The following is a 21,424-nucleotide window of genomic DNA, read 5'->3' as shown; positions in this document are numbered from 1 at the left end:
GTCGAGAAAAGGTATTTTTCTCGGCAATTTTTTGTTTTATCTTTTTAGCATGCTAAATGGCCGGTTGATTTCCGCTCCAGGTGCTTCGCTTTCCGCGGGGCGGGCGCTGAGCCTCCTCGGCGTAAACGCCTGCGGGGTCTCACCTGTCCCGCTGCTCCCGCAGGAGTCGAGCACCTTCCGCTCCAATCAACCTAAAGTAAATCAACCTGAGGTATTGCCACACACTTTTTCTAGCCTAGACAAATATGTGGCAATCTTTTTCATATTTTGGCAAGTTGCAGTAAGCAATACCTGCTCGCTCGCATTCCTCAATCCCCGCAACCTACAATAGCGAAGCCCATGCAGTTCTTTTGAATCTGCGAAGCTTCGCTCAATTTTTTCTTTCCTAAATTTATAAAGCATTTTTCCTGATTTTGATAGACGATTGAGCCGCACCTTCTCCTTATATTCTTCCAATACATGTCGGGTGACGACCTTCGTCTTGTTTTTTGATCTCGTACATTCCTTCAACAGAGGACATTCTGCACATAAGCAACGTTAGTTTGAATTTCTCGTTCCAATTGACGTTCCGAACGAATGCCATAAAAATATCCAATAAACATCATCTTGAAAAGCAGAATTGGATCAGTTGGACGACCGTTATCTTCTGAGTAATAGGGCCGAACCTTTTCTCCAACAAATGAAAAATCAATATATTTATCCACCTTTCTTAAAAGGTGATTTTGAGGCACCAAATCTTCGATAAAAACAAATTCAGCTTCATTTTGAACAGCTTTTTTGGGTTTGAACATTCTATTCACCGTCCTATTCTTTATAAGAATATTACACTATATTAACGCGGTGAATCATTAAAGTTATTAAACAAAATAATAGGCTGTCGAGAAACTCTCGACAGCCTAGGGCTATCAATTTGTCAGCTTTTTGTTTTAAAGGAATGTTCGTTTAACTTTTTCCCAGAAGGAATTATTTTTTAATTTTACGGTTTTTATTTTTTTATTACTTAGTTTAATTTCTATTTTTTCAACGTGCCGAATACTTATTGCTTCATTGTCCATACCCATTGTTGGATGATCGTTCCCTTCTTGGCGGACTTTCAACGTAAGCGAATGATCACCACTAAGAATAAATGACGAACCTAACGTTCTGAAGCTATTATTGTTTAATGAAGCAAGTTCGCTTACTTGTAGACAAGGAAGAGCGTGATCAACAATTGCCCCTAAAACTGACTTGTTATAGGCAGTACTCCCAGTAGGGGTTGAAACGATAATACCATCTCCTCGGAACGTTTCAAAATGGAGTTGATCAATAAAAACATCGAGAACGAATGTCTTGATTATGGCTGAACGGATAGTGAATTCGTTTAGACAATTAAAGGTTGCCCCGTCATCAATAATCGCTTCAATAGTGGGATACCGAAGTACTTGAATTTGTTCATTCTGCATGGCTTCAATCATCTGAGGAATTTCATCTAAGTGAAAATCACAATACATATTTAAACTGCCGGTTGTTGATATTCCAGCATAAAGACAATCCTCTTTAAATCCGGTTTTTCTTACCGCTTGTAGAAAGGTACCATCATTGCCAATACTAACAATGATATTTGCTGAATTAGGATTCTCAGCAATCTTAAATCCATAATTTTCGGCCATTTGATAAAGGGGGTCTACCTTTTTTAGCGTTTCAGCGTCGTTGTGATGATAAAAAAATAAATGACTGCGGTCTGACATGTAATTTCCTCTTTTCAACAGAAAAATTTCGCATATTTTTACCATTGCTTCCATTATTTTAGTACAATGATTGATATTGAATAGTTTACCATATTTTTTTAAAACAATTAAAAATTGATTGAAGTTTTAGATAAAGGGAGGAGTTGTTTATATGAACGGAAAACGCTGGGCAGCTTTAGGGATTGCGACTGGATTATTTATTGTTTCCATTTTAATTAATGTGTTAAGCTCATTTGCTTTTTCAAACGTGGAAACGGGATTCAGTGATTTTTTTGCTGCAACAGATCAACCATTTACAGAAGAAATCGTAAAGGATGGGGATGAACTTAATAAGATTGCTGTCTTGGACGTCGATGGAGTGATTCAGGATACTGGTGATGTTGGCTCATTTCTACAAAGTCCTACATATAACCATCGTCTTTTTATGGAGAAACTGGATTACGTTAAAGAAGATGACACGATTAAAGGGATCATCCTCCGTGTCAACTCTCCTGGTGGTGGTGTGGTAGAAAGTGCTGAAATTCACGATAAGCTAGTCGAAATACAGAAAGATACAAAAAAGCCAATATACGTATCAATGGGGGCAACGGCTGCATCTGGTGGATATTATATTTCAACTCCTGCCGATAAAATCTTCGCAAGTAAAGAAACAATGACTGGTTCCCTTGGGGTTATTATGGAAAGTGTTAATTATGCTGGTCTAGCTGATAAATATGGCGTTGATTTTGTCACGATAAAAAGTGGTCCATACAAAGATATCATGAGCCCTACAAGGGAAATGACTGATGAAGAAAGAAATATCTTGCAAACCATGATTAATAATTCATATGAGGGATTTGTCAAAGTGATTTCGGACGGAAGAAAAATTCCGATTGACCAAGTTAAAAAATTGGCTGATGGCCGAATATATGATGGACGCCAGGCAAAAGAATTAAATTTAATCGATGGTTTTGGCTATTTGGATGATGTAATAGCAAATATGAGAAAAGATCTTCACCAAAAGGATGCTCAGGTTGTTCGATACACAGAAAGCTTTGGCTTCGGATCTTTATTTAATATGGGTGCTCAAAAAATTGCTGGCAAAGATGCTGAAGTAGCTAGCATAATGAAGCTGTTGTCTAGGTCGAATTCACCCCGACTTATGTATTTGTATGCTGAATAAGGGAGGTAATTAATATGAACTTTGATCATCAGTTAAACGAAGATGAACCAGGTCAAAATGAAAAAATTATTCAGCCTCCCAACCAATCGGAAAATAAAAATGAAGACAAGGTCTTTAACAATCAAGATATAACGACTAACTCTGAAATGGAGCGCCTTCGGAATGATTTAAGGAGACAAAGTTTTCAAGCATTCCCAATTCGTTATGCTGGTTTTTGGATGCGTTTTTGGGCATATCTTCTTGATTTAATTGTGATTGGGAGCTTAGGGAGAATCTTAATCAAGCCAATATTTCGAGTGTTAGATGTATCCCTTCATGATTCAAGTATGTTTGCACCCATTTCAATTGTGACTGCGCTCATTTTCTATGCCTATTTTGTATTCATGACAAAACTATTTGGGCAAACACTTGGAAAAATGGTTTTTGGATTGAAAGTTGTGACCCTATCTGGCAACCCGCTATCGTGGAATACGGTTCTTTTTCGTGAGTGGATTGGAAGATTTATCTCAACGACTGTCCTTATTGGCTATTGTTTAGTAGCATTTCTTCCCAAAAAACAAGGCTTACATGATTTATTTGTGGAAACGACAGTCATCCATAAAAATTAATGGCTGTTTTCTAAAAGATTGTTGTTTTTGAACTAGTTTTGAATTCATTACCGTTGAAAATGATTGGAGCGGAAGGTGCTCGACTCCTGCGGGAGTAGCGGGACAGGTGGGACCCCGCAGGCGTAAAACGCCGAGGAGGCTCACCGCCCGCCCCGCGGAAAGCGAGCACCTGGAGCGGAAATGAGCCTCCCATAAGTAAATAGCAACAAAGTTTACGAAAACAGCCAAATTAATAAACCCTAAACCTGCTGAACTATAACCAGCAGGTTTATTTTTTTGTTTTTAGCAGATAATAAAAGGCTGAAAGGTAGTGAATAAAATGAAATGGCTAGCCGTTGCTCTTATTATTTTATTTCTTCTTACCACTTTAATTATTTTTTCAAAAATAACCATTTTATTAAATTATCATCACAATAAAGATGATGATCATTTAACTATAAAGTTTAAAGTTTGGTTTGGACTGATCTCCTATAAAATTTCTGTTCCAGTTATTAAAGTTGATGACGATTCACCGGCGATTGTTTATAAAACGAAAGTGAATTCAGGAAAACAGGAAGGTTCAAAAAAGGAAATGACAGAAGAAAAATTTTCTGTTCATGATTTAATAGAAAGTTTGCATGACATGAAGGAATTTTTAAGACATGTTATTGCCTTACACAAAATAATCCGCTATTTTTTACGAAAAATATCAATTAGAAGGCTGGAATGGCATTCGGTAATTGGGATAGGAGATGCAGCACTGACAGGGACGCTTACTGGAGCTTTGTGGTCAGTAAAAGGTGGCTTGATAGGCCTGATTAGTCATTATATGAAACTTAAGGAAATGCCTCAAATGTCGATTACCCCGAACTTTCAAAGGGCGTCCTCACAAACTCTATTGCGATGTATGATTCAATTTCGAATCGGGAATGCTATGTTAGCAGGAATAAGACTAGTGAAATTTTGGAAGGGTGGACGGCCAAAATTTCAATCAAAACAGCTGTCCAAATTATCCAAAGATAAATCAAAAACAATGTAGACTAGGAGGAAGAAAGAATGTCCGATCATCCAATTCAAGGATTAATGACAACTGCAATGGAAAATTTAAAAGAAATGATTGATGTAAATACGATTATTGGTGATCCTGTTGAGACCCCTGATGGCAGTGTAATCTTAACTGTTTCTAAAGTAGGATTTGGTTTTGCAGCGGGGGGAAGCGAATTTATTCTTGATGGTTCAGGTTCTGGGTCGGGATCAGGTTCAGGTTCAAATTCAAATGGAGGTTCTAAGCAACAAGAGCAGAGCGGTTCGAAGCACCCATTTGGTGGAGGTAGCGGTGGTGGTGTTTCCATAACACCAATTGCATTCCTAATTGTCAGTACACATGGTGTAAAAATGCTTCATTTAGATGAAAATACGCATCTTTATGAAAAAATACTAGATTTAGCACCGCAGGCAGTTGATAAAATACAACAAATGATGTCTAAAAAAGATCAAAAAAATCAATCTGGGCAGCAAACCCAAAATGATAGCCCTAAGCAAGACCTAAATGATTAAAAACTCGCCGCCACCCGGCGAGTTTTGCTTTGGATTCAAAATACAGGTTTTTTTGGCTTGGTGCCACTGATTGTTAATTTGAAATCTTCTTAATTGCTTAAATGCTCTTGAAAAGTTATTATTAACACTATAAAAGATGGAATAAATGAGGAGGAAATAAAATGGCATCAATTACGTTTAAAGGGAACCCAGTTACCTTATTAGGAAATGAAGTGAAGGTTGGAGAAAAGGCACCAAATTTTTCAGTTCTTGCAAATGATTTATCACCAGTAACTTTAAATGATTCAAAAGGCAGTGTAAGGCTCATCAGTGTAGTGCCTTCTTTAGATACAGGCGTATGTGACGCTCAAACACGTCGATTTAATCAAGAAGCAGCAAAGTTAGATAATGTGAAAATATTAACAGTCAGCGTGGACCTACCATTTGCCCAAAAACGTTGGTGTGGTGCTGCTGGAATTGAAAATGTCCAAACCGTTTCTGACCATCGTGATTTGTCCTTTGGAGAGGCCTTCGGAGTGGCTATTCAAGAGCTTCGCCTTTTGGCACGTGCCGTATTTGTCATTGATTCAAATGATGTTGTTACATATGCTGAATATGTAAGTGAAGCAACAAATCACCCGAATTACGAAGCAGCAGTTGAAGCAGCAAAGCAAGCAAAATAGTATCGTTCCAGGGCCCTTAATCTTAAGGGTCTTTTTTTTAGGCTCTTTTCAAAAGATTGTTGTTTTTTAATAGGTTTTGCGGAAAGTAAACTGCTGATAATAAAGTTGATTGGAGCGGAAGGTGCGAGACTCCTGCGGGGGTAGCGGGATAGGTGAGACTCCACAGGCGCTTAAGCGCCGAGGATGCTCGCCCCGCGGAAAGCGAGCATCCTGGAGCGGAAATCAACCACACTTCTCTTTTGGTAAATAGCAACAAAGTTTACCTTTTTTTATTACTTGTGATTAGTTCGATTGCCCGTTAAAATAGGAAAATAGAATAAAATGGGGGTAAACTATGCTGAAAATTTCTCCAGTAGAAGAATTATTTACTTTAATGAATGAAACGGCGTTAATTTTACAAGAAGAACTATCGTGTACATATTTGGAAGCATTAGCTGAAACAGGAGAAAATTTATTTCAAGGCTCGATTCTTCAAGAAGAAATAAGTGAGTTGAATAAGAAACGCCTTGAAAAGATGTATCATACTATTCAATTAAGCAAGTATCAAAATGAAGAACTTCGTAAAGCCTATCAGCTCGTTATTTTAAAAGGAATGAAGGAAAGTGTCCAACCTAACCATCAAATGACACCTGATGCTGTCGGTATGCTAATGGGATATTTGGTGAATAAATTTATGAAGGAATCTTCTTTCACACTTTTAGATCCAGCAGTAGGAACAGGAAATTTACTTGCAACCGTTTTAAATCAACTACAACCAAAAGAAATAATGGCAGTTGGCATTGAAATTGATGATTTGTTATTAAAACTAGCTTATGTGAATGCGAATTTACAAAAACATCCGATTCAATTTTATAACCAGGATAGTTTAGATCCGCTTTATGTTGACCCAGTTGATGCTGTAATAGGGGATTTGCCAATAGGTTACTATCCGAACGACGAGAGAGCATCTGAATTTGAGTTGAAAGCTGATGATGGTCATTCTTTTGCACATCATCTATTTATCGAACAAAGTGTACGTCATACCAAGGATGGCGGCTATTTGTTTTTAATCGTACCAAACGGTTTATTTGAAAGCGAACAGGCACCCAAACTACATGAGTTTTTAAAAGAGAAGGTTATTATCCAGGGCCTCCTCCAATTGCCGCTAACCCTATTTAAAACGAAACAAGCAGCAAAAAGTATTCTTATTTTACAAAAAAAGGGGAATCAGGTGGTTGCTCCAAAACAGGTGCTTCTGGTTAATCTGCCTTCTCTTTCGAATGCTAGTGCTGTTTCTAATATATTAGCTCAGATTGATGACTGGATGAAGGAAAATAAATCATCTAAATAAATAGTGAAGTTGACCATGGTTCGATCTAGGGACGATGGTCAACTTATTTTATTATCTTAGTATTATTTTAATAGTCTAAAAATCAGAATATATTTATTTTGCAGTGAAAGCGCTAACAATATTAGTGACATCTTGTAAAGTGAATTTACACATGATTTAATGAGAAATTGAGAGATATATTTATAAACAGTTGTGCAAAATAACATTTGTACAGTTTTAAGGTCTCAGCTTAGATGGGGTTTTTATAAAAGGAGCGGTAGCACGATGTCAAAAATTATAGCAATTAACGCAGGCAGTTCTTCACTTAAATTCCAATTGTTTGAAATGCCGAGCGAGGAAGTTATTACAAAAGGTCTTATTGAACGAATTGGTTTAAATGATGGGATTTTTAATATTACTGCCAATGGTGAAAAAATACAAGAAGTGTTAGATATCCCAGATCATGGCGTAGCTGTAAAGCTTTTACTTGATAAGCTAACAAATTTGGGGATTATCCAATCACTATCTGAAATTGATGGAATTGGTCACCGTGTTGTGCATGGTGGTGAGGCATTTAATGATTCAGTATTAATTACTGAAGAGGTTTTGAATAAAATTGAGGAATTATCTGAATTAGCCCCTCTACATAATCCTGCAAATGTTACGGGGATTAAGGCTTTCCAACAGGTTCTTCCAAATGTACCAGCCATTGCGGTATTTGATACAGCTTTTCACCAAACAATGCCTGAAAGTTCTTATCTTTATAGCTTGCCATATGAATATTATGAGAAATATGGGATTAGAAAATATGGTTTCCACGGAACATCCCATAAGTATGTTTCAGAGCGTGCCGCAGAGATGTTAGGTCGTCCAGTGGAACATTTACGATTAGTTTCTTGTCATCTTGGTAACGGAGCAAGTATTGCAGCAATTGAAGGTGGAAAATCAATTGATACATCAATGGGCTTCACGCCGCTTGCTGGGGTTACGATGGGAACACGTTCAGGAAATATTGACCCTGCGTTAATTCCGTATATCATGGAAAAAACAGGGAAGAACGCTGAAGAAGTATTAACTGTTTTAAATAAGGAAAGTGGTGTCCTAGGGGTTTCTGGATTCTCTAGTGATCTTCGAGATATTGAGTTAGAAGCTTCGAAGGGTAATGACCGCGCTGAATTGGCACTAGAATTGTTTGCAAATAAAATTCATAAATACCTTGGTTCTTATGCTGCACGGATGTTTGGTGTTGATGCGATTATTTTTACAGCAGGTATTGGTGAAAATAGTGAATCGATTCGTGCTCGAGTGCTAAGCGGATTAGAGTTTATGGGTATTTATTGGGATCCTGCTTTAAATAAGGTTCGTGGAAAAGAAGCGTTTATTAACTACCCACATTCACCAGTTAAAGTCCTTATCATTCCAACGAATGAAGAAGTAATGATTGCACGCGATGTTACGCGACTTTCCAATCTGTAAACCTATCGTTAGAGGGCTGTCGAGATTTTTTTCTCGGCAGCCTTTTTTGCGCTTATTTACTGCAGGGGGTCGGTGTTTTTCTACAGTTTGTTGGTTATGTTATACTGTAAAAAAGGGCTTCAGGTTGGGAGGGTTTTGCGGATGCCGCTAACTGAACGAGAAGCAAAAGTTTTACATGAAATATTGGAATGGGAAAATCAACTGAATCAATATTTACCTAACGATTTCGAATTAACCTTTGATAAATATTTAGAACGTTCTTTCTCACTGCTTTCTGAAGATGTCCAGTCGCAGTTTTTTTCGATGCTGGATAGCTGGTTTTTTCATCTTCATGCGTTGATCCAAGGCTCCCAGTTACAAATGGATGCAAAAGAGCGCATCCTGTCAACTGGACGTATTTTTCATGATGACTTAACAAAGATAGAGGAATTACGTCATTTATCGATTGACCAACTACAATACATAGCAGAGCAACAAATATCTCGTCATCGTTTTTACTCACTTGTACAGGGGGGACTTTCAGGAACTGGGGGTACACTTCTTCTCGGAACAGATATACCAGCAATGGCTGTAATTAATTTGAGAGTTGTTCAATTGATTGCCATGACATATGGTTTTGAAGTCAATACACCCTTTGAAATGATGACTTCACTTAAAGTTTTTCACGGAGCATCACTCCCGCTAAGAATCCAAAGTAAAGTGTGGGAAGAAATGTTGAACGACTTAGATCATTCGGGAAATGAATATTTTTATGATGGAAAAGACGATATTACCAATATTACCTGGATGGAACAGCCTTTAAAGCAAATGTTAAAAATTATAGTTATTTCTTTATTCAAAAGAAAAACGATGAAAGGGATTCCGTTTATTGGTGTTGGTATAGGTGCTGGATCCAATTATTTTCTAACAAGAAAGATAACAGACTTTGCTCATAAATATTATCAAATGAGATATCTGCTAGCCAAGAAAGGAGAATAACATGAGTACACAGGAACATAAACAAGCAGCACCTAAAAGTGTGAATTGTAAAATTATCACCGTAAGTGATACGAGAACTAAAGATACCGATAAAAGTGGTAGATTAATGATTGATTTGCTTTCTGAGGCAGGTCATTTAATCTCAGATTATGTCATTGTAAAAGATGAAGCAGGACCGATTCTAGAAGAGGTATTAAAGGGATGTAAGGATCCTAATATTGATGCTATTCTCACAAATGGGGGCACTGGCATTGCGTTACGGGATGTAACCATTGAAACAGTAAGTGGAATTTTTACAAAAGAGATAACCGGATTTGGTGAATTATTTCGCATGTTAAGTTACCAAGAGGATATTGGATCTGCGGCAATTCTATCAAGGGCAATTGCAGGAACGGTGAACGATAAAGTTGTTTTTGCAACCCCAGGGTCGACAGGTGCGGTTCGGCTTGCGATGGTTAAGTTAATTTTACCAGAAATAGGTCATGTTGTTAGCGAACTAAAAAAGGACCTAGGATAGAAGTGCGATAGTGTAAGCCATCCCTTTACGACAAAGACTATGTTAAAGCTCATTGTTGATTTTGCAACTATGTTGATTGGAGCGGAAATCAACAGGCATGTTTAACAGAGCCTCTACAAAAAAAGAGCTTACTCTCCCATAAAGGAAGGCTAAGCTCTTTTTAGAAAGTTTTTTGGGTAATATGCTTGATGAAGATCAAGATGAGGTTAGCTTTTGATGAGGTAAGATTTACATTATTGTTCTAATTTATTTTCATTCATATCATCCGAAGAGCGATACCAAATCCAAAGGTCATTGATTACAGAGGCAAGTTCAGCAATTTCATTGTTTAAACGGCAAGAATACATAAAATCACTTTCGTCAGACAACTCAAGTTGTTTTTGATTAATTTTCTGTTCCAAGTATGCGATTCTATCTGGAATTTGACCTCGGATACCTTCCCAGTGTAAAAGGATTGAATGTTGATCTAGCATATCGAAATCATCCCAATTCCCTTGCATGGTTGGTACAGGAATACCCAAACGATCATCATGGAAAAAATAACCTTCCAACATAATAACTCCTCCAATCTTTTTTTGATTACTTTTATTCTACTACACTATTAAGTTTGTTTCTATTGACATTTTTGTGACATACATCACTGAAAATTATTTTTTGAAAGAATTATAGAATAAGTATTGAAATTTTCCTAAAAAGTTGCTAAAGTGTATTCATATTGAATAAAAATTAAATTTAATGAATGTTTATACAGTAGAATGGAGGAAAAAATAAATGAACAAGCCTAAATTAGTTCTAGCATATTCCGGGGGTTTGGATACTTCTGTTGCAATTAAATGGTTAATAGAAAAGGGTTATGACGTAGTAGCGTGCTGCTTAGATGTCGGAGAAGGAAAAGATTTAGCTTTTATTCAGCAAAAAGCAAAAGATATGGGAGCAGTTGAATCCTATATTATTGATGCAAAAGAAGAATTCGCAAAGGATTTTGCATTAGTTGCCCTACAAGCGCAAGCTTACTATGAACAGAAATATCCACTTGTTTCTGCATTATCTCGTCCATTGATCGCCAAAAAATTAGTCGAAATTGCGGAAAAAGAAGGTGCTGTAGCAGTAGCACATGGCTGTACTGGTAAAGGAAATGACCAAGTTCGTTTTGAAGTTTCCTTCCAAGCATTGAATCCTGATTTGGAAGTACTTGCTCCAGTCCGTGAATGGAAATGGTCTCGTGAGGAAGAAATTGAATATGCAAAAAAACATGCTATCCCAGTGCCAATTAATTTAGATAGCCCTTATTCAATCGACCAAAATCTATGGGGAAGAGCAAATGAATGTGGAATTCTAGAAGACCCATGGGCTGCTCCGCCAGAAGATGCATATGATTTAACAGTTAGTTTAGAAAACGCACCCGACTCTCCAGATGTAATTGAAATTGGTTTTGAAAAAGGTGTACCTGTTACATTAAATGGAGAAGCTCTTCCATTGTCAGAAATCATTTTAAATTTAAATACAATTGCAGGTAAACATGGTGTTGGTCGTATTGACCATGTTGAAAACAGACTTGTTGGAATTAAATCTCGTGAAGTATATGAAATTCCTGGAGCATTGACATTACTTAAGGCGCATAAAGAGCTTGAAGATTTAACACTTGTCAAAGAAGTGGCACACTTTAAACCTATTATTTCGCAAAAGCTTGCTGAAGTAATTTATAATGGCCTATGGTTTTCACCACTAACTGATGCACTTAAAGCATTCCTAAAGGAAACACAAGAGTATGTAACGGGTACAGTTAGAGTGAAGTTGTTCAAAGGACATGTGATTGTTGAAGGCAGAAAATCACCTTATTCTTTATATGATGAAAAATTGGCAACGTACACTTCAGATGATGAGTTTGATCATGATGCAGCTGTCGGATTTATTAAGTTATGGGGGCTACCAACAAAAGTTCAAAGCATTGTACAAACCAAGAAGGTGACAGTGTGAAAAAACTATGGGGCGGAAGATTTACTAAAACAGCAGAAGAGTGGGTGGATGAATTCGGAGCTTCCATTTCATTTGATCAACAGCTAGTGATGGAGGATCTTGAAGGAAGCATCGCCCATGTTACCATGCTTGCAAAATGTGGAATCATCTCACCTGAAGAAGGGGAAATGATTAAAAATGGACTTCTAGCTTTAAAGGAAGAAGCAAAAGAAAACAAGCTGCCCTTTTCTGTAAAACTAGAGGATATCCATCTTAATAATGAAAGCTTTTTAACTGAAAAAATCGGGCCTGTAGGTGGTAAATTGCATACTGGTAGAAGTAGGAACGACCAAGTAGCAACCGATATGCATTTATATTTGCGAAATCAACTAGGTCTGATTGTGGAATTAATAGAAGAATTTCAATCCTCTTTAGTAGAGCAAGCCGAAAAACATGTTGAAACGATTATGCCAGGGTATACTCACCTGCAACGAGCACAGCCAATTTCATTTGCTCATCATCTTTTAGCGTATTTCTGGATGCTGGAGAGAGATAAAGACCGTTTCATTCAGAACCTTAAGAGGACGAACATCTCACCACTTGGAGCTGGCGCATTAGCTGGGACAACTTTCCCAATCGATCGTCACTATAGTGCTGAGCTGTTAGAATTTGCCGGAATCTATGAAAACAGTCTTGATGCTGTTAGTGATCGTGATTTTATACTTGAGTTTCTATCAGCAAGCTCTATTTTGATGATGCACCTTTCACGTTTAAGCGAAGAAATCATTCTTTGGTCAAGCCAAGAGTTTCGTTTTATCGAGCTTGATGATAGCTTCTCTACTGGCTCTAGTATTATGCCACAAAAGAAAAATCCGGATATGGCTGAGCTTATTCGTGGTAAAACGGGTCGAGTTTATGGGAATTTAGTTGGTTTATTAACTGTATTAAAAGGCTTACCACTTGCCTATAATAAGGACATGCAAGAGGATAAAGAGGGGATGTTTGATACAGTTAAAACGGTAACTGGCTCTCTAAAAATCTTTGCAGGGATGATTCGTACTTTAAAGGTTCGCACAGATGAAATGACAAAGGCGACCAAGACTGATTTTTCAAATGCTACTGAGTTAGCTGATTATTTGGCTGAAAAAGGAGTTCCATTTAGAGAAGCACATGAGATTGTTGGAAAGCTTGTGCTTACCTGTGTCAATAAAGGATGCTATCTTGCTGACCTATCCCTTGATGAGTATAAAGCAGCAAATCCGTTATTCGAACAAGATATCTATGTGGCGTTAGATCCATACACTGCTGTAGAACGCAGAAACAGTGCAGGTGGAACTGGATTTAAGCAAGTGAATCTTGCCCTTGAAAAAGCAAAGGAATGCTTAAAAAAATAAACAAATGAAAGAGGCTGACTCTTTGGAGTCAGCCTATTATTATACCTAAAAACTTTAGCGATTAACCGCGTTAATTTATTATGGTGATATTAATAATTATGAATAAATAGGCTGTTAATTAGTTCCGTTGATTTCCGTTCCAGACGCTCGCTTTCCGCGGGGCGGGCGGTGAGCCTCCTCGGCGCTAAAGCGCCTGCGGGGTCTCACCTGTCCCGCTGCTCCCGCAGGAGTCTTCGCGTCTTCCACTCCAATCAACGGGGCGGTTCCAATACAGACCTTCCACTCAACCAATAAATAAAAAAACAAGTGGTGAAATCAATGTTTAAGCCAAACAATTAGAAGGAGAAATAAGAACAAGAGTCGCCTATCGCTGGTTTTTAGGTTTGAAATTCAAGGTCCAGTTCCATTACACTCTACGTTTAGTTGGAGTCGTCAACAAGGTTTTAAGGATACAAATATTTTTCAGGAGCTAATTGATGACTTAAACAAGGCGATAGAAGAGGATAGAATCCGAAGTGGCAGGAAAAACGGGAATCAAAGAGTCGCAATGATGCCCAGCTGCATGGGCTTCGCTACTGCCAGTTACGGGGTTTTAAGAATGTAAGTGAACAGGCTTTCCTTACTACAGCCTGCCAAAACAAAAAAATTGCAACACATTTATCCAGGTTGGATAAGGTGTGTGCAATTCTTTAGGTTGATTTGCCCTTGTTGATTGGAGCGAAGCCCTGGAGCGGAGATCAACAGAACCCTCAGCATAGATGATCTCATATTAAAAATCGGCTTTTATGTTCTAACAAAGTGAAAAATTGCCGAGAAAATAACCTTTTTCGACAATCTGAGGCTGACTCATAGGAGTCAGCCTCTCTTTAAGTATTTTTGGAGTTGGTTTTACTCCGGAATATTGTCGGTCCGAACAACTAAAACATCACAAGATGCATATCGAGTAATGTGTTCTGAGACACTTCCGATAAAGAAACGCTCAACGGCATTTAATCCAGTTGCACCACACATAATCAAGTCTACATCATTCCGTTTGGCAACATCCTTTGGAATTTTTATCTTCGGAGACCCATAGTCTATAACATAATCAACGTTTTTCACACCAGCATCAACTGCTTGCTTTTGATAATTCTGCATCAATTCTGCAGCGAATTGGTCCGCTCTTTCCGCAATGGCACGGTCATAGGCTTCAACAGTTGCAAATGTTCGTGTGTCAATAATGTGTGTTAATAGGAGTTTTGCATCATTTCGTTTGGCAACCTCAATCGCCTTTTTAAATGCCCATTCTGCCTCTTTTGAACCGTCAACAGCAACTAAAATCTTTTTGTATCTTAAGGTCATGAATATCTCCTCCTTTACCTTTATTATACAAATAAATAAAAACCGTGTATATATGTTTCGAAAACTCAAACAATAAGATTTCAGTTCAATATTAAAATATAAGGAGAGGGAAGAAAAATGAAGAAACAAGAAGAAAATAACCAGACAAATTTTTCATATGATGAGCAAGGGGAACAAGAAGTAAGTGAACAAATAATGGAATCGTACAATAGTGGAGTAATAGAACAAGCACAGAATAAAAAAAATGGAAGAGAACAAACTTCATAATTGTTCGTAATCGAAACAACTAGCTGCCGCTTATGGCAGCTTTTTCCTTCTTCTTCAATAACGAGGGTGGTATATTTAAAGTGTATTTCATGCAGGATGGGGGGCTTTTGAATGCGGATTGGTGTGCCAAAGGAAGTAAAAAATAATGAGAATCGTGTAGCAATGACTCCTGCAGGTGTGATGAACCTAAAGAAATTCGGGCATGAACTGTATATTGAAAAAGGCGCCGGCATTGGGTCAGGGTTTAGTGATGAAGATTATTTAGCTGTTGGAGCAAAAATAGTTGACACTGCTGTTGCAGCTTGGTCAATGGATATGGTTATGAAGGTGAAGGAACCGATCCCAAGCGAATACATTTATTTTCGTGAAAATTTAATTTTATTTACATACTTGCACTTAGCTCCAGAACCAGAGTTAACAAAGGCATTGCTTGATAAAAAAGTTATTGGAATTGCGTATGAAACGGTTCAGCTTCCTAATGGTACTCTTCCACTTTTAACCCCAATGAGTGAGGTTGCTGGCAGAATGGCACCACAAATAGGCGCGCAGTTTTTAGAAAAGATTCAGGGTGGAAAGGGAATTTTGTTGTCAGGTGTTCCGGGAGTAGCGCGGGGCAAAGTGACTATTATTGGAGGTGGCGTAGCTGGAACAAATGCGGCAAAAGTTGCGATTGGTTTGGGGGCAAAAGTGACCATGATTGATTTAAATCTTGATCGTCTACGTCATCTAGATGATATTTTTGGTATTGATGTAACGACCCTTATCTCCAATTCTTATAATATTGCTGAAGCTGTTAAAAACTCAGATTTAGTGATAGGAGCCGTATTAATTCCAGGAGCAAAAGCACCAAAAATTGTGACCCAAGACATGATTAAATCGATGAGCCCAGGCTCAGTTGTAGTGGATATTGCCATTGATCAAGGAGGAATCTTTGAAACAACTGATCGCATCACGACACACGATCACCCAACCTATGAAAAGTTTGGCGTGGTTCACTATGCAGTTGCTAACATGCCAGGTGCCGTTCCTAGGACCTCAACCATGGCCTTAACCAATGTAACCATCCCATATGCAATACAGTTGGCTAATAAAGGTTACAAGCAGGCATGCCTTGACAATGAGGCGTTATTAAAAGGAGTAAATACATTGGAAGGCTATGTCACCTATAAAGCGGTCGCAGAGGCTCTCAATTATCAGCATCATGATGCAAGCGTGCTTTTGCAAAAATGAAAATAAAAAGGATCCTCGAGATAACCTCAAAATCTCAGGATCCTTTTTTTATGTTTAAATGTGTTTTACTTGAAGACTTTTCGGGAATTGGGTTAGTACTTCACAGCCTGTTGCGGTCACTAACACATCATCCTCAATTCTCACTCCAGCCACATCTGGGACATAAATTCCTGGTTCGACTGTAAAGACCATTCCTTCCTCTAGCAACAGTGAGTTTTTCTCAGTCACTGAAGGATACTCATGAATGCTAATCCCTAAGCCATGGCCAAGTCGATGTGGGAAAAATTCTCCATAGCCTGCCTCAGCAATGATTCGTCTAGCTGTTAAATCAATCTCCGAACAAGGAACACCTGGCTTGATCGCATTGATTGCCGCAAGCTGTGCCTTCAAAACAGTATTATAGACGTCGAGTTGTTTTTCATTAATATCACCGTAAGCTACCGTTCTGGTAATATCAGAACAATAACCATCAACAATTACCCCTAGATCAAAAAGGACTAAATCGCCTTTTTTAATCTTTGTCTGTCCAGGAGTTCCGTGTGGTGAGGCAGCGTTTGCCCCTGTTAACACCATTGTTGCGAAAGACATTTGTGATACGCCTTTTTTCTTTAGAGCATATTCCACGGCAGCAAGAACCTCAAGCTCTGTTCTACCCTCTTTTATTTCATCCATTCCTGTTTTAATCGCAAAGTCTGCTAGTTCACAGGCTTCTCGCAACTTTACCAATTCTTTTTCGGTTTTGAGCATGCGTAGTTTTCGAAGCTTTTCCTCTGCAGACAAGAATGTTGCTCCCGAAAATAAAGATTTTAACGTCTCGAACCGTTCTACGTTCATATGTTCCTTTTCTATCACCATATTGGAAATGGACTTTACTCTTTTATTTACAGCTTTATGTACTAATTCCCAAGGTTGATCAATATCACTGTAGCCAATTATTTCATACGGCCACCCTGCATTTCGTGCCTCATCTTTTTCCATTCCAGGACAAATTAAAAATGGCTCTTCTTCTTGGAAAATCGCTAAGCCTAGTAAACGTTCGTGAGGATCGCTATTAAACCCGCTTAAATAAAAAACATTCTCAGATGAGGTTAAAAAACAAACCTGAACATCATTTTCTTTCATCCATTTTGAAATTTCATTCAAACCTTCTATCAAAATAAATACCTCCTTTTAAATATGCTACCATTCCAGTTAGTATAGTAGGACTTATTAATTGATTTATGTAATCTTTCATGCTACTTTTCAGATTAGCAAGTAAAGGCGAAAAAGTAAAACCAAAAAAAATTCAGAAGTTTTACGATAAAAAGGTAAACAGTAGGTAATTATGGAAATATTAAAGATAAAAAGCAGAGGAGATGAAAAAATGAACGTATCCTATCACGGACATTCTGTTGTAAAAATCAAAACGGGTGAAACGGTCATTTTATTTGATCCATTTATTACAGGAAACCCCATAACTGATCTAAACGCTGCTGAAGAAAAACCTAATGTTATCATTGTTACCCACGGGCATGGTGATCATTTAGGAGACACGATAGATTTGGCCAAAAAAAATGATTCCTTAGTCATTTCTAATTTTGAGTTAGCTACTTATTTAGGCTGGCAGGGGGTAAAGACACATGGTATGTCAATTGGTGGAGCCTATCAGTTTGATTTTGGAAAAATCAAGTTAACCACAGCTTTTCACGGAACGGGTCTGGTCACAGATAATAAGGAAATTATTTATCTAGGTATGCCGGCTGGAGTTTTATTCACTTCTGAAGGTAAAACTATCTATCACGCAGGTGACACGGGATTATTTTCTGATATGAAATTAATCGGCGAACGGAACCAAATTGACCTAGCTTTCTTGCCAATTGGAGATAACTTTACAATGGGACCTGAGGATGCTGCGACTGCTGCACAATATCTTAAGGCAAAAAAAGTTGTCCCAATTCATTACAATACATTTCCTCCAATCGTCCAGGACCCTAATAAATTTGTAGAGATGCTGGAAGAAGGACAAGGATTGGTTTTACAGCCAGGTGACGAATATCAACTTTAGGCAAAACGATTGATTTAATTGGTCTACTTTTTTTTCATTCCTTTGCATATGATGAAACAAGCCAACTAAGGAGGAGTGAGACCATTGAATAGAAACCGATACTTGCTATGTTTGTTATTATGTTGCGGTATGGTATATTACGCAATCCCTAAGCTCTCCCTATTTGCTACTGGTGTTAAGGGTGCCTTTGCAAGTGCCTGGCTTTTGTTTGCAATGATTGTGATTGCTGGGAATTTATCAGCCTTGCTTTACACACCAAAACGACAAAAAAATGACCGAGGAACATCTAAAAAGTTGAGTTCAAAAAGGAAAATCCGTTCCTTCCACGGCTAACTTCATAAGTTCATCAATATATAAAATTGAATCAAGCAACTATTCACCTTATAATATAAGAATAAGTATTTTTACTAGATGAATTTAAACTTTCGGAAATACTAGAAAAAGGGTGAAGCGCTTGGCTACAAAGCACGAACAAATTTTGCTATATATTGATGAACTGCCGGTGGGTGAGAAAATTTCAGTACGCCAGATTGCAAAAGCAATGAGTGTAAGCGAGGGCACTGCTTACAGAGCAATAAAAGATGCAGAGAACAAAGGTTATGTTAGTACCATAGAGCGGGTTGGCACAATCCGAATTGAAAGAAAAAAGAGGGAAAATATTGAAAAGCTCACCTTCGCAGAGGTAATCAATATTGTAGATGGCCAAGTACTAGGCGGAAGAGCGGGATTACATAAAACTCTTAATAAATTTGTCATTGGAGCAATGAAGCTTGAAGCGATGATGCGATATACGGGTGCGGGAAATTTATTGATTATCGGGAATCGTACAAAAGCTCATGAGTTTGCTTTAAAAGCAGGGGCGGCTGTATTAATAACCGGAGGTTTTGATACAGAAGATCATGTGAAAAAATTAGCAGACGAACTTCAAATGCCAGTAATCTCTACCAGCTATGATACCTTTACTGTGGCAACGATGATCAACCGGGCTATTTATGACCAACTGATAAAAAAAGAGATTGTTCTTGTAGAAGATATTTTAACACCACTAGAAAATACGATTTTTTTGAAAACGGATGATAAAATTTCCGATTGGTATCATCACAACCGTGAAACATTGCATAGTCGGTTCCCTGTTGTTGATCATAATATGAAGATTCAAGGTATGATTACATCGAAGGACGTAATTGGTAATGAGCAGGATACTCAGATTGATAAAATAATGACAAAGAACCCAATGACCGTTAGTGGGAAAACGAGTGTTGCATCGTCAGCACATATGATGGTTTGGGAAGGGATTGAAGTTCTTCCTGTCGTAGATGACTCAAACAAATTAGAAGGAATGATTTCTAGGCAGGATGTTCTTAAGGCATTACAAATGGTTCAGCGACAGCCTCAGGTTGGGGAAACAATTGATGATACAGTGACAAGCCAACTCACCCTTATTCAAGGAAAACCAAAAGGAGAAGAGGTTTATCGATGTCAGGTTACCCCGCAAATGACCAATCATCTTGGAACAATCTCTTATGGAGTGTTAGCAACGATTGTGACGGAAGCGTCCAATAGAGTCTTGAGAAGCTCAAAAAAAGGTGATTTGGTTGTTGAAAATATGACCATTTACTATCTAAAGCCGGTCCAAATTGAAAGTACACTTGAAGTTTGTCCCAAAATACTAGATGTTGGTCGGAAGTTTGGTAAAGTGGATGTAGAGATTTATAATGATGGAGTTTTAGTGGGAAAAGCATTGATGATGTGTCAGTTGATTGATCGAAGTTAATAAAAGCTAATCTATTTGAACTTATAGATCAGCTTCATAACATATCCTATCGACAAAGATTAATTTGTTATTTATGACTCCATTCTTCAGCTTCTTGTCGTGCATAAGGCAGATAAAACTTATACGCTTTTATTCCATTAAGCACACTAAGGCTGCCAATGATGATAAAAAGGGCTGAAACCACATAAGTAACTGTCGTATGGAATAAGAAAAGTTGGTTAATTCCAAACAGACCAACAAAAAGTCCAAGCGTAATACCTGATTTTGCAGAAAGCCAATTTCGTTCAGCAGGGCGATGGGAACGGAAATATTTTGTTTTATAAAAAAGAAATAGGGCAAGGGAGAATACAATCAAAAAAACAAGAATCGGCATTTTTACTTTCCTCCAAGCATTGATAATCTCTTCCTATTTTAGCTATCTTTCAGGCAAAATACCATTATCAAGCTATAAATTTTGAATTTTCATATAAAGGAGTCAGTTATGAAGGGAAAAATACTAGAAGCTATAAGCAAGTATGAAACAATTATCGTACATCGACACGTCCGTCCTGATCCTGATGCTTATGGATCCCAATGTGGACTAGTTGAACTACTGCAAGCAAACTATCCTGAAAAACAAATATATGCTGTTGGCAAGGAAGAGGTATCGCTCCAATTTTTACGAAGGCTCGATTCTATCCCTCAAGAAACATATAATGGTGCACTCGTTATTGTATGTGATACAGCAAATGAAGAAAGAATTTGTGATCAGAGATACAACACAGGGGATATGTTGATCAAAATAGACCATCATCCAAATGAAGATCCATATGGTGATATCGTATGGGTCGAAACAAGTTCTAGCTCAACAAGTGAAATGATTTATGAGTTGGCAAAGGAACAAGGTTTAACTATAAATGATGCAGCGGCAAGACTTCTATATGCTGGAATTGTTGGAGACACTGGAAGATTTCTTTATCCAAGTACAACGGATAAGACATTTTTATATGCAGGAGAACTGATTCATTACAAATTTTCCCGAACAGAGCTTTACGATAAGATGTATGAACTTAAGCCAAATATTGTGAAGTTAAATGGATACGTACTGCAAAATTTTGTGGCAAGACCAACAGGTGTCGCCTCGATGATTTTATCGAAAGAGCTACTACAAAAATTTGATGCGAGAGTTTCAGAAGCATCTCTATTAGTAAGCGTTTTAGGTAATGTAGAAGGAATTGTGGCTTGGGTTTTCTTCATTGAAGAGGATGACCAAATCCGCGTTAGACTTCGTTCAAAAGGTCCAGTTATCAATGGAGTTGCTAAAAAGTATAAAGGTGGGGGTCACCCACTTGCAGCTGGAGCATCGATTCATTCATGGGACGAAGTCGATCATGTCATCCGCGATATCGAGGAATTATGTAAATAAATAGGAATCAGGCTGACCGAAAACGGCCAGCCTCTTCC

The 21,424-nt window shown here is 37.9% G+C and carries 22 protein-coding genes and 2 pseudogenes; 17 read left to right on the top strand and 7 right to left on the bottom strand.

Going from position 1 to position 21,424, the window contains the following annotated elements:
* Positions 1-201: 201 nt before the first annotated feature.
* The 3 genes and pseudogenes from B1NLA3E_RS26065 to B1NLA3E_RS17945 all read right to left on the bottom strand — a co-directional run.
* Positions 202-528 (bottom strand): annotated as a pseudogene (locus B1NLA3E_RS26065) (transposase); the annotation flags it as partial.
* Positions 528-791, bottom strand: a pseudogene (locus B1NLA3E_RS26060) (transposase); the annotation flags it as partial. The pseudogenes B1NLA3E_RS26065 and B1NLA3E_RS26060, both read right to left, overlap by 1 nt.
* Positions 792-926: 135 nt before the next feature.
* Positions 927-1,727 (bottom strand): NAD kinase, encoded by an 801-nt coding sequence (locus tag B1NLA3E_RS17945; RefSeq protein WP_015595254.1) that lies wholly within the window; start codon positions 1,725-1,727, stop codon positions 927-929.
* A gap of 151 nt (positions 1,728-1,878) precedes the next feature.
* Here B1NLA3E_RS17945 and sppA point away from each other — a divergent pair, with 151 nt between their 5' ends.
* The 9 genes from sppA (at position 1,879) to B1NLA3E_RS17900 (ending at position 9,975) form a co-directional block, all read left to right on the top strand.
* Positions 1,879-2,889 (top strand): signal peptide peptidase SppA, encoded by a 1,011-nt coding sequence (sppA, locus tag B1NLA3E_RS17940; protein ID WP_015595253.1) that lies wholly within the window; start codon positions 1,879-1,881, stop codon positions 2,887-2,889.
* Between the two features lie 146 nt (positions 2,890-3,035).
* On the top strand, positions 3,036-3,497 hold the full coding sequence (locus B1NLA3E_RS17935; protein ID WP_041581189.1) for an RDD family protein: 462 nt from the start codon (positions 3,036-3,038) through the stop codon (positions 3,495-3,497).
* 319 nt (positions 3,498-3,816) lie between these two features.
* Positions 3,817-4,515 carry a DUF2953 domain-containing protein gene (locus B1NLA3E_RS17930; RefSeq protein WP_041580655.1) on the top strand — a complete coding sequence of 233 codons (699 nt, stop codon included), beginning with the start codon at positions 3,817-3,819 and terminating at the stop codon, positions 4,513-4,515.
* A 17-nt stretch (positions 4,516-4,532) separates the two neighbouring features.
* Positions 4,533-5,033 carry a GerW family sporulation protein gene (ytfJ, locus tag B1NLA3E_RS17925; protein WP_015595250.1) on the top strand — a complete coding sequence of 167 codons (501 nt, stop codon included), beginning with the start codon at positions 4,533-4,535 and terminating at the stop codon, positions 5,031-5,033.
* A gap of 161 nt (positions 5,034-5,194) precedes the next feature.
* Positions 5,195-5,695 (top strand): thiol peroxidase, encoded by a 501-nt coding sequence (tpx, locus tag B1NLA3E_RS17920; RefSeq protein ID WP_015595249.1) that lies wholly within the window; start codon positions 5,195-5,197, stop codon positions 5,693-5,695.
* A 337-nt stretch (positions 5,696-6,032) separates the two neighbouring features.
* The gene (locus tag B1NLA3E_RS17915; protein WP_041581188.1) at positions 6,033-7,025 is read left to right on the top strand and encodes a class I SAM-dependent methyltransferase; all 993 of its coding nucleotides are present in this window, start codon (positions 6,033-6,035) and stop codon (positions 7,023-7,025) included.
* Positions 7,026-7,289: 264 nt separating this feature from the next.
* Complete coding sequence (locus B1NLA3E_RS17910) at positions 7,290-8,480, top strand: acetate kinase (protein WP_015595247.1); 1,191 nt, start codon at positions 7,290-7,292, stop codon at positions 8,478-8,480.
* Between the two features lie 141 nt (positions 8,481-8,621).
* On the top strand, positions 8,622-9,458 hold the full coding sequence (locus B1NLA3E_RS17905) for an EcsC family protein (protein ID WP_015595246.1): 837 nt from the start codon (positions 8,622-8,624) through the stop codon (positions 9,456-9,458).
* A gap of 1 nt (position 9,459) precedes the next feature.
* On the top strand, positions 9,460-9,975 hold the full coding sequence (locus B1NLA3E_RS17900; RefSeq protein WP_015595245.1) for a MogA/MoaB family molybdenum cofactor biosynthesis protein: 516 nt from the start codon (positions 9,460-9,462) through the stop codon (positions 9,973-9,975).
* 233 nt (positions 9,976-10,208) lie between these two features.
* On the opposite strand, the gene B1NLA3E_RS17895 is transcribed toward B1NLA3E_RS17900, so the two are convergent.
* Entirely contained in the window at positions 10,209-10,526 is a 318-nt protein-coding gene (locus tag B1NLA3E_RS17895) for a hypothetical protein (protein ID WP_041581187.1), read from the bottom strand.
* Positions 10,527-10,746: 220 nt separating this feature from the next.
* Here B1NLA3E_RS17895 and B1NLA3E_RS17890 point away from each other — a divergent pair, with 220 nt between their 5' ends.
* A complete protein-coding gene (locus B1NLA3E_RS17890; RefSeq protein ID WP_015595243.1) occupies positions 10,747-11,952 on the top strand; it encodes an argininosuccinate synthase in 1,206 nt (401 codons plus the stop codon).
* Positions 11,949-13,325, top strand: a complete 1,377-nt coding sequence (gene argH / locus B1NLA3E_RS17885) for an argininosuccinate lyase (protein ID WP_015595242.1) — start codon at positions 11,949-11,951, stop codon at positions 13,323-13,325. Before B1NLA3E_RS17890 ends, argH begins: the two co-directional genes overlap by 4 nt.
* Positions 13,326-14,213: 888 nt before the next feature.
* Here the strand turns inward: argH and B1NLA3E_RS17880 are convergent.
* Positions 14,214-14,666, bottom strand: coding sequence for a universal stress protein (locus B1NLA3E_RS17880; protein WP_015595241.1), 453 nt, complete (start codon positions 14,664-14,666; stop codon positions 14,214-14,216).
* A 117-nt stretch (positions 14,667-14,783) separates the two neighbouring features.
* Between B1NLA3E_RS17880 and B1NLA3E_RS25405 the strand changes: the two genes are divergently transcribed.
* Positions 14,784-14,933: a hypothetical protein gene (locus B1NLA3E_RS25405; protein WP_187292114.1), complete on the top strand. Its 150-nt coding sequence runs from the start codon at positions 14,784-14,786 to the stop codon at positions 14,931-14,933.
* A gap of 111 nt (positions 14,934-15,044) precedes the next feature.
* Entirely contained in the window at positions 15,045-16,163 is a 1,119-nt protein-coding gene (gene ald / locus B1NLA3E_RS17875; RefSeq protein ID WP_015595240.1) for an alanine dehydrogenase, read from the top strand.
* A 54-nt stretch (positions 16,164-16,217) separates the two neighbouring features.
* Here ald and B1NLA3E_RS17870 read toward each other — a convergent pair whose 3' ends face one another.
* Positions 16,218-17,318, bottom strand: a complete 1,101-nt coding sequence (locus tag B1NLA3E_RS17870) for a M24 family metallopeptidase (RefSeq protein WP_015595239.1) — start codon at positions 17,316-17,318, stop codon at positions 16,218-16,220.
* A gap of 208 nt (positions 17,319-17,526) precedes the next feature.
* Between B1NLA3E_RS17870 and B1NLA3E_RS17865 the strand changes: the two genes are divergently transcribed.
* From B1NLA3E_RS17865 to B1NLA3E_RS17855, 3 genes are all read left to right on the top strand, one after another.
* Positions 17,527-18,207, top strand: coding sequence for a metal-dependent hydrolase (locus B1NLA3E_RS17865; protein ID WP_015595238.1), 681 nt, complete (start codon positions 17,527-17,529; stop codon positions 18,205-18,207).
* Between the two features lie 84 nt (positions 18,208-18,291).
* Positions 18,292-18,540 carry a hypothetical protein gene (locus tag B1NLA3E_RS17860; RefSeq protein WP_041580654.1) on the top strand — a complete coding sequence of 83 codons (249 nt, stop codon included), beginning with the start codon at positions 18,292-18,294 and terminating at the stop codon, positions 18,538-18,540.
* 121 nt (positions 18,541-18,661) lie between these two features.
* Positions 18,662-19,981 carry a CBS domain-containing protein gene (locus B1NLA3E_RS17855; RefSeq protein ID WP_015595237.1) on the top strand — a complete coding sequence of 440 codons (1,320 nt, stop codon included), beginning with the start codon at positions 18,662-18,664 and terminating at the stop codon, positions 19,979-19,981.
* A gap of 67 nt (positions 19,982-20,048) precedes the next feature.
* On the opposite strand, the gene B1NLA3E_RS17850 is transcribed toward B1NLA3E_RS17855, so the two are convergent.
* Positions 20,049-20,354: a YtpI family protein gene (locus B1NLA3E_RS17850; RefSeq protein WP_015595236.1), complete on the bottom strand. Its 306-nt coding sequence runs from the start codon at positions 20,352-20,354 to the stop codon at positions 20,049-20,051.
* 108 nt (positions 20,355-20,462) lie between these two features.
* On the opposite strand from B1NLA3E_RS17850, the gene B1NLA3E_RS17845 reads away from it, so the two are divergent.
* The gene (locus tag B1NLA3E_RS17845) at positions 20,463-21,386 is read left to right on the top strand and encodes a DHH family phosphoesterase (RefSeq protein WP_015595235.1); all 924 of its coding nucleotides are present in this window, start codon (positions 20,463-20,465) and stop codon (positions 21,384-21,386) included.
* The last annotated feature ends 38 nt before the right edge of the window (positions 21,387-21,424 follow it).

Source organism: Bacillus sp. 1NLA3E (genome assembly GCF_000242895.2).
Classification (GTDB): Bacteria; Bacillota; Bacilli; order Bacillales; family Cytobacillaceae; genus Bacillus_BU.
The sequence above is the reverse complement of the archived record's forward strand: the minus strand, read 5'-3'. Positions and strand labels throughout refer to the sequence as shown.

Bases quoted from the DNA above. Each gene is read 5' to 3' on its own strand.
- sppA (WP_015595253.1), top strand. From the start codon at position 1,879: ATGAACGGAAAACGCTGGGCAGCTTTAGGGATTGCGACTGGATTATTT.
- B1NLA3E_RS17845 (WP_015595235.1), top strand. From the start codon at position 20,463: ATGAAGGGAAAAATACTAGAAGCTATAAGCAAGTATGAAACAATTATC.
- B1NLA3E_RS17910 (WP_015595247.1), top strand. From the start codon at position 7,290: ATGTCAAAAATTATAGCAATTAACGCAGGCAGTTCTTCACTTAAATTC.
- B1NLA3E_RS17880 (WP_015595241.1), bottom strand. From the start codon at position 14,666: ATGACCTTAAGATACAAAAAGATTTTAGTTGCTGTTGACGGTTCAAAA.
- B1NLA3E_RS17865 (WP_015595238.1), top strand. From the start codon at position 17,527: ATGAACGTATCCTATCACGGACATTCTGTTGTAAAAATCAAAACGGGT.
- B1NLA3E_RS17945 (WP_015595254.1), bottom strand. From the start codon at position 1,727: ATGTCAGACCGCAGTCATTTATTTTTTTATCATCACAACGACGCTGAA.
- ald (WP_015595240.1), top strand. From the start codon at position 15,045: ATGCGGATTGGTGTGCCAAAGGAAGTAAAAAATAATGAGAATCGTGTA.
- B1NLA3E_RS17900 (WP_015595245.1), top strand. From the start codon at position 9,460: ATGAGTACACAGGAACATAAACAAGCAGCACCTAAAAGTGTGAATTGT.
- B1NLA3E_RS17905 (WP_015595246.1), top strand. From the start codon at position 8,622: ATGCCGCTAACTGAACGAGAAGCAAAAGTTTTACATGAAATATTGGAA.
- B1NLA3E_RS25405 (WP_187292114.1), top strand. From the start codon at position 14,784: ATGAAGAAACAAGAAGAAAATAACCAGACAAATTTTTCATATGATGAG.
- B1NLA3E_RS17850 (WP_015595236.1), bottom strand. From the start codon at position 20,354: ATGCCGATTCTTGTTTTTTTGATTGTATTCTCCCTTGCCCTATTTCTT.
- tpx (WP_015595249.1), top strand. From the start codon at position 5,195: ATGGCATCAATTACGTTTAAAGGGAACCCAGTTACCTTATTAGGAAAT.
- B1NLA3E_RS17930 (WP_041580655.1), top strand. From the start codon at position 3,817: ATGAAATGGCTAGCCGTTGCTCTTATTATTTTATTTCTTCTTACCACT.
- B1NLA3E_RS17890 (WP_015595243.1), top strand. From the start codon at position 10,747: ATGAACAAGCCTAAATTAGTTCTAGCATATTCCGGGGGTTTGGATACT.
- ytfJ (WP_015595250.1), top strand. From the start codon at position 4,533: ATGTCCGATCATCCAATTCAAGGATTAATGACAACTGCAATGGAAAAT.
- B1NLA3E_RS17935 (WP_041581189.1), top strand. From the start codon at position 3,036: ATGGAGCGCCTTCGGAATGATTTAAGGAGACAAAGTTTTCAAGCATTC.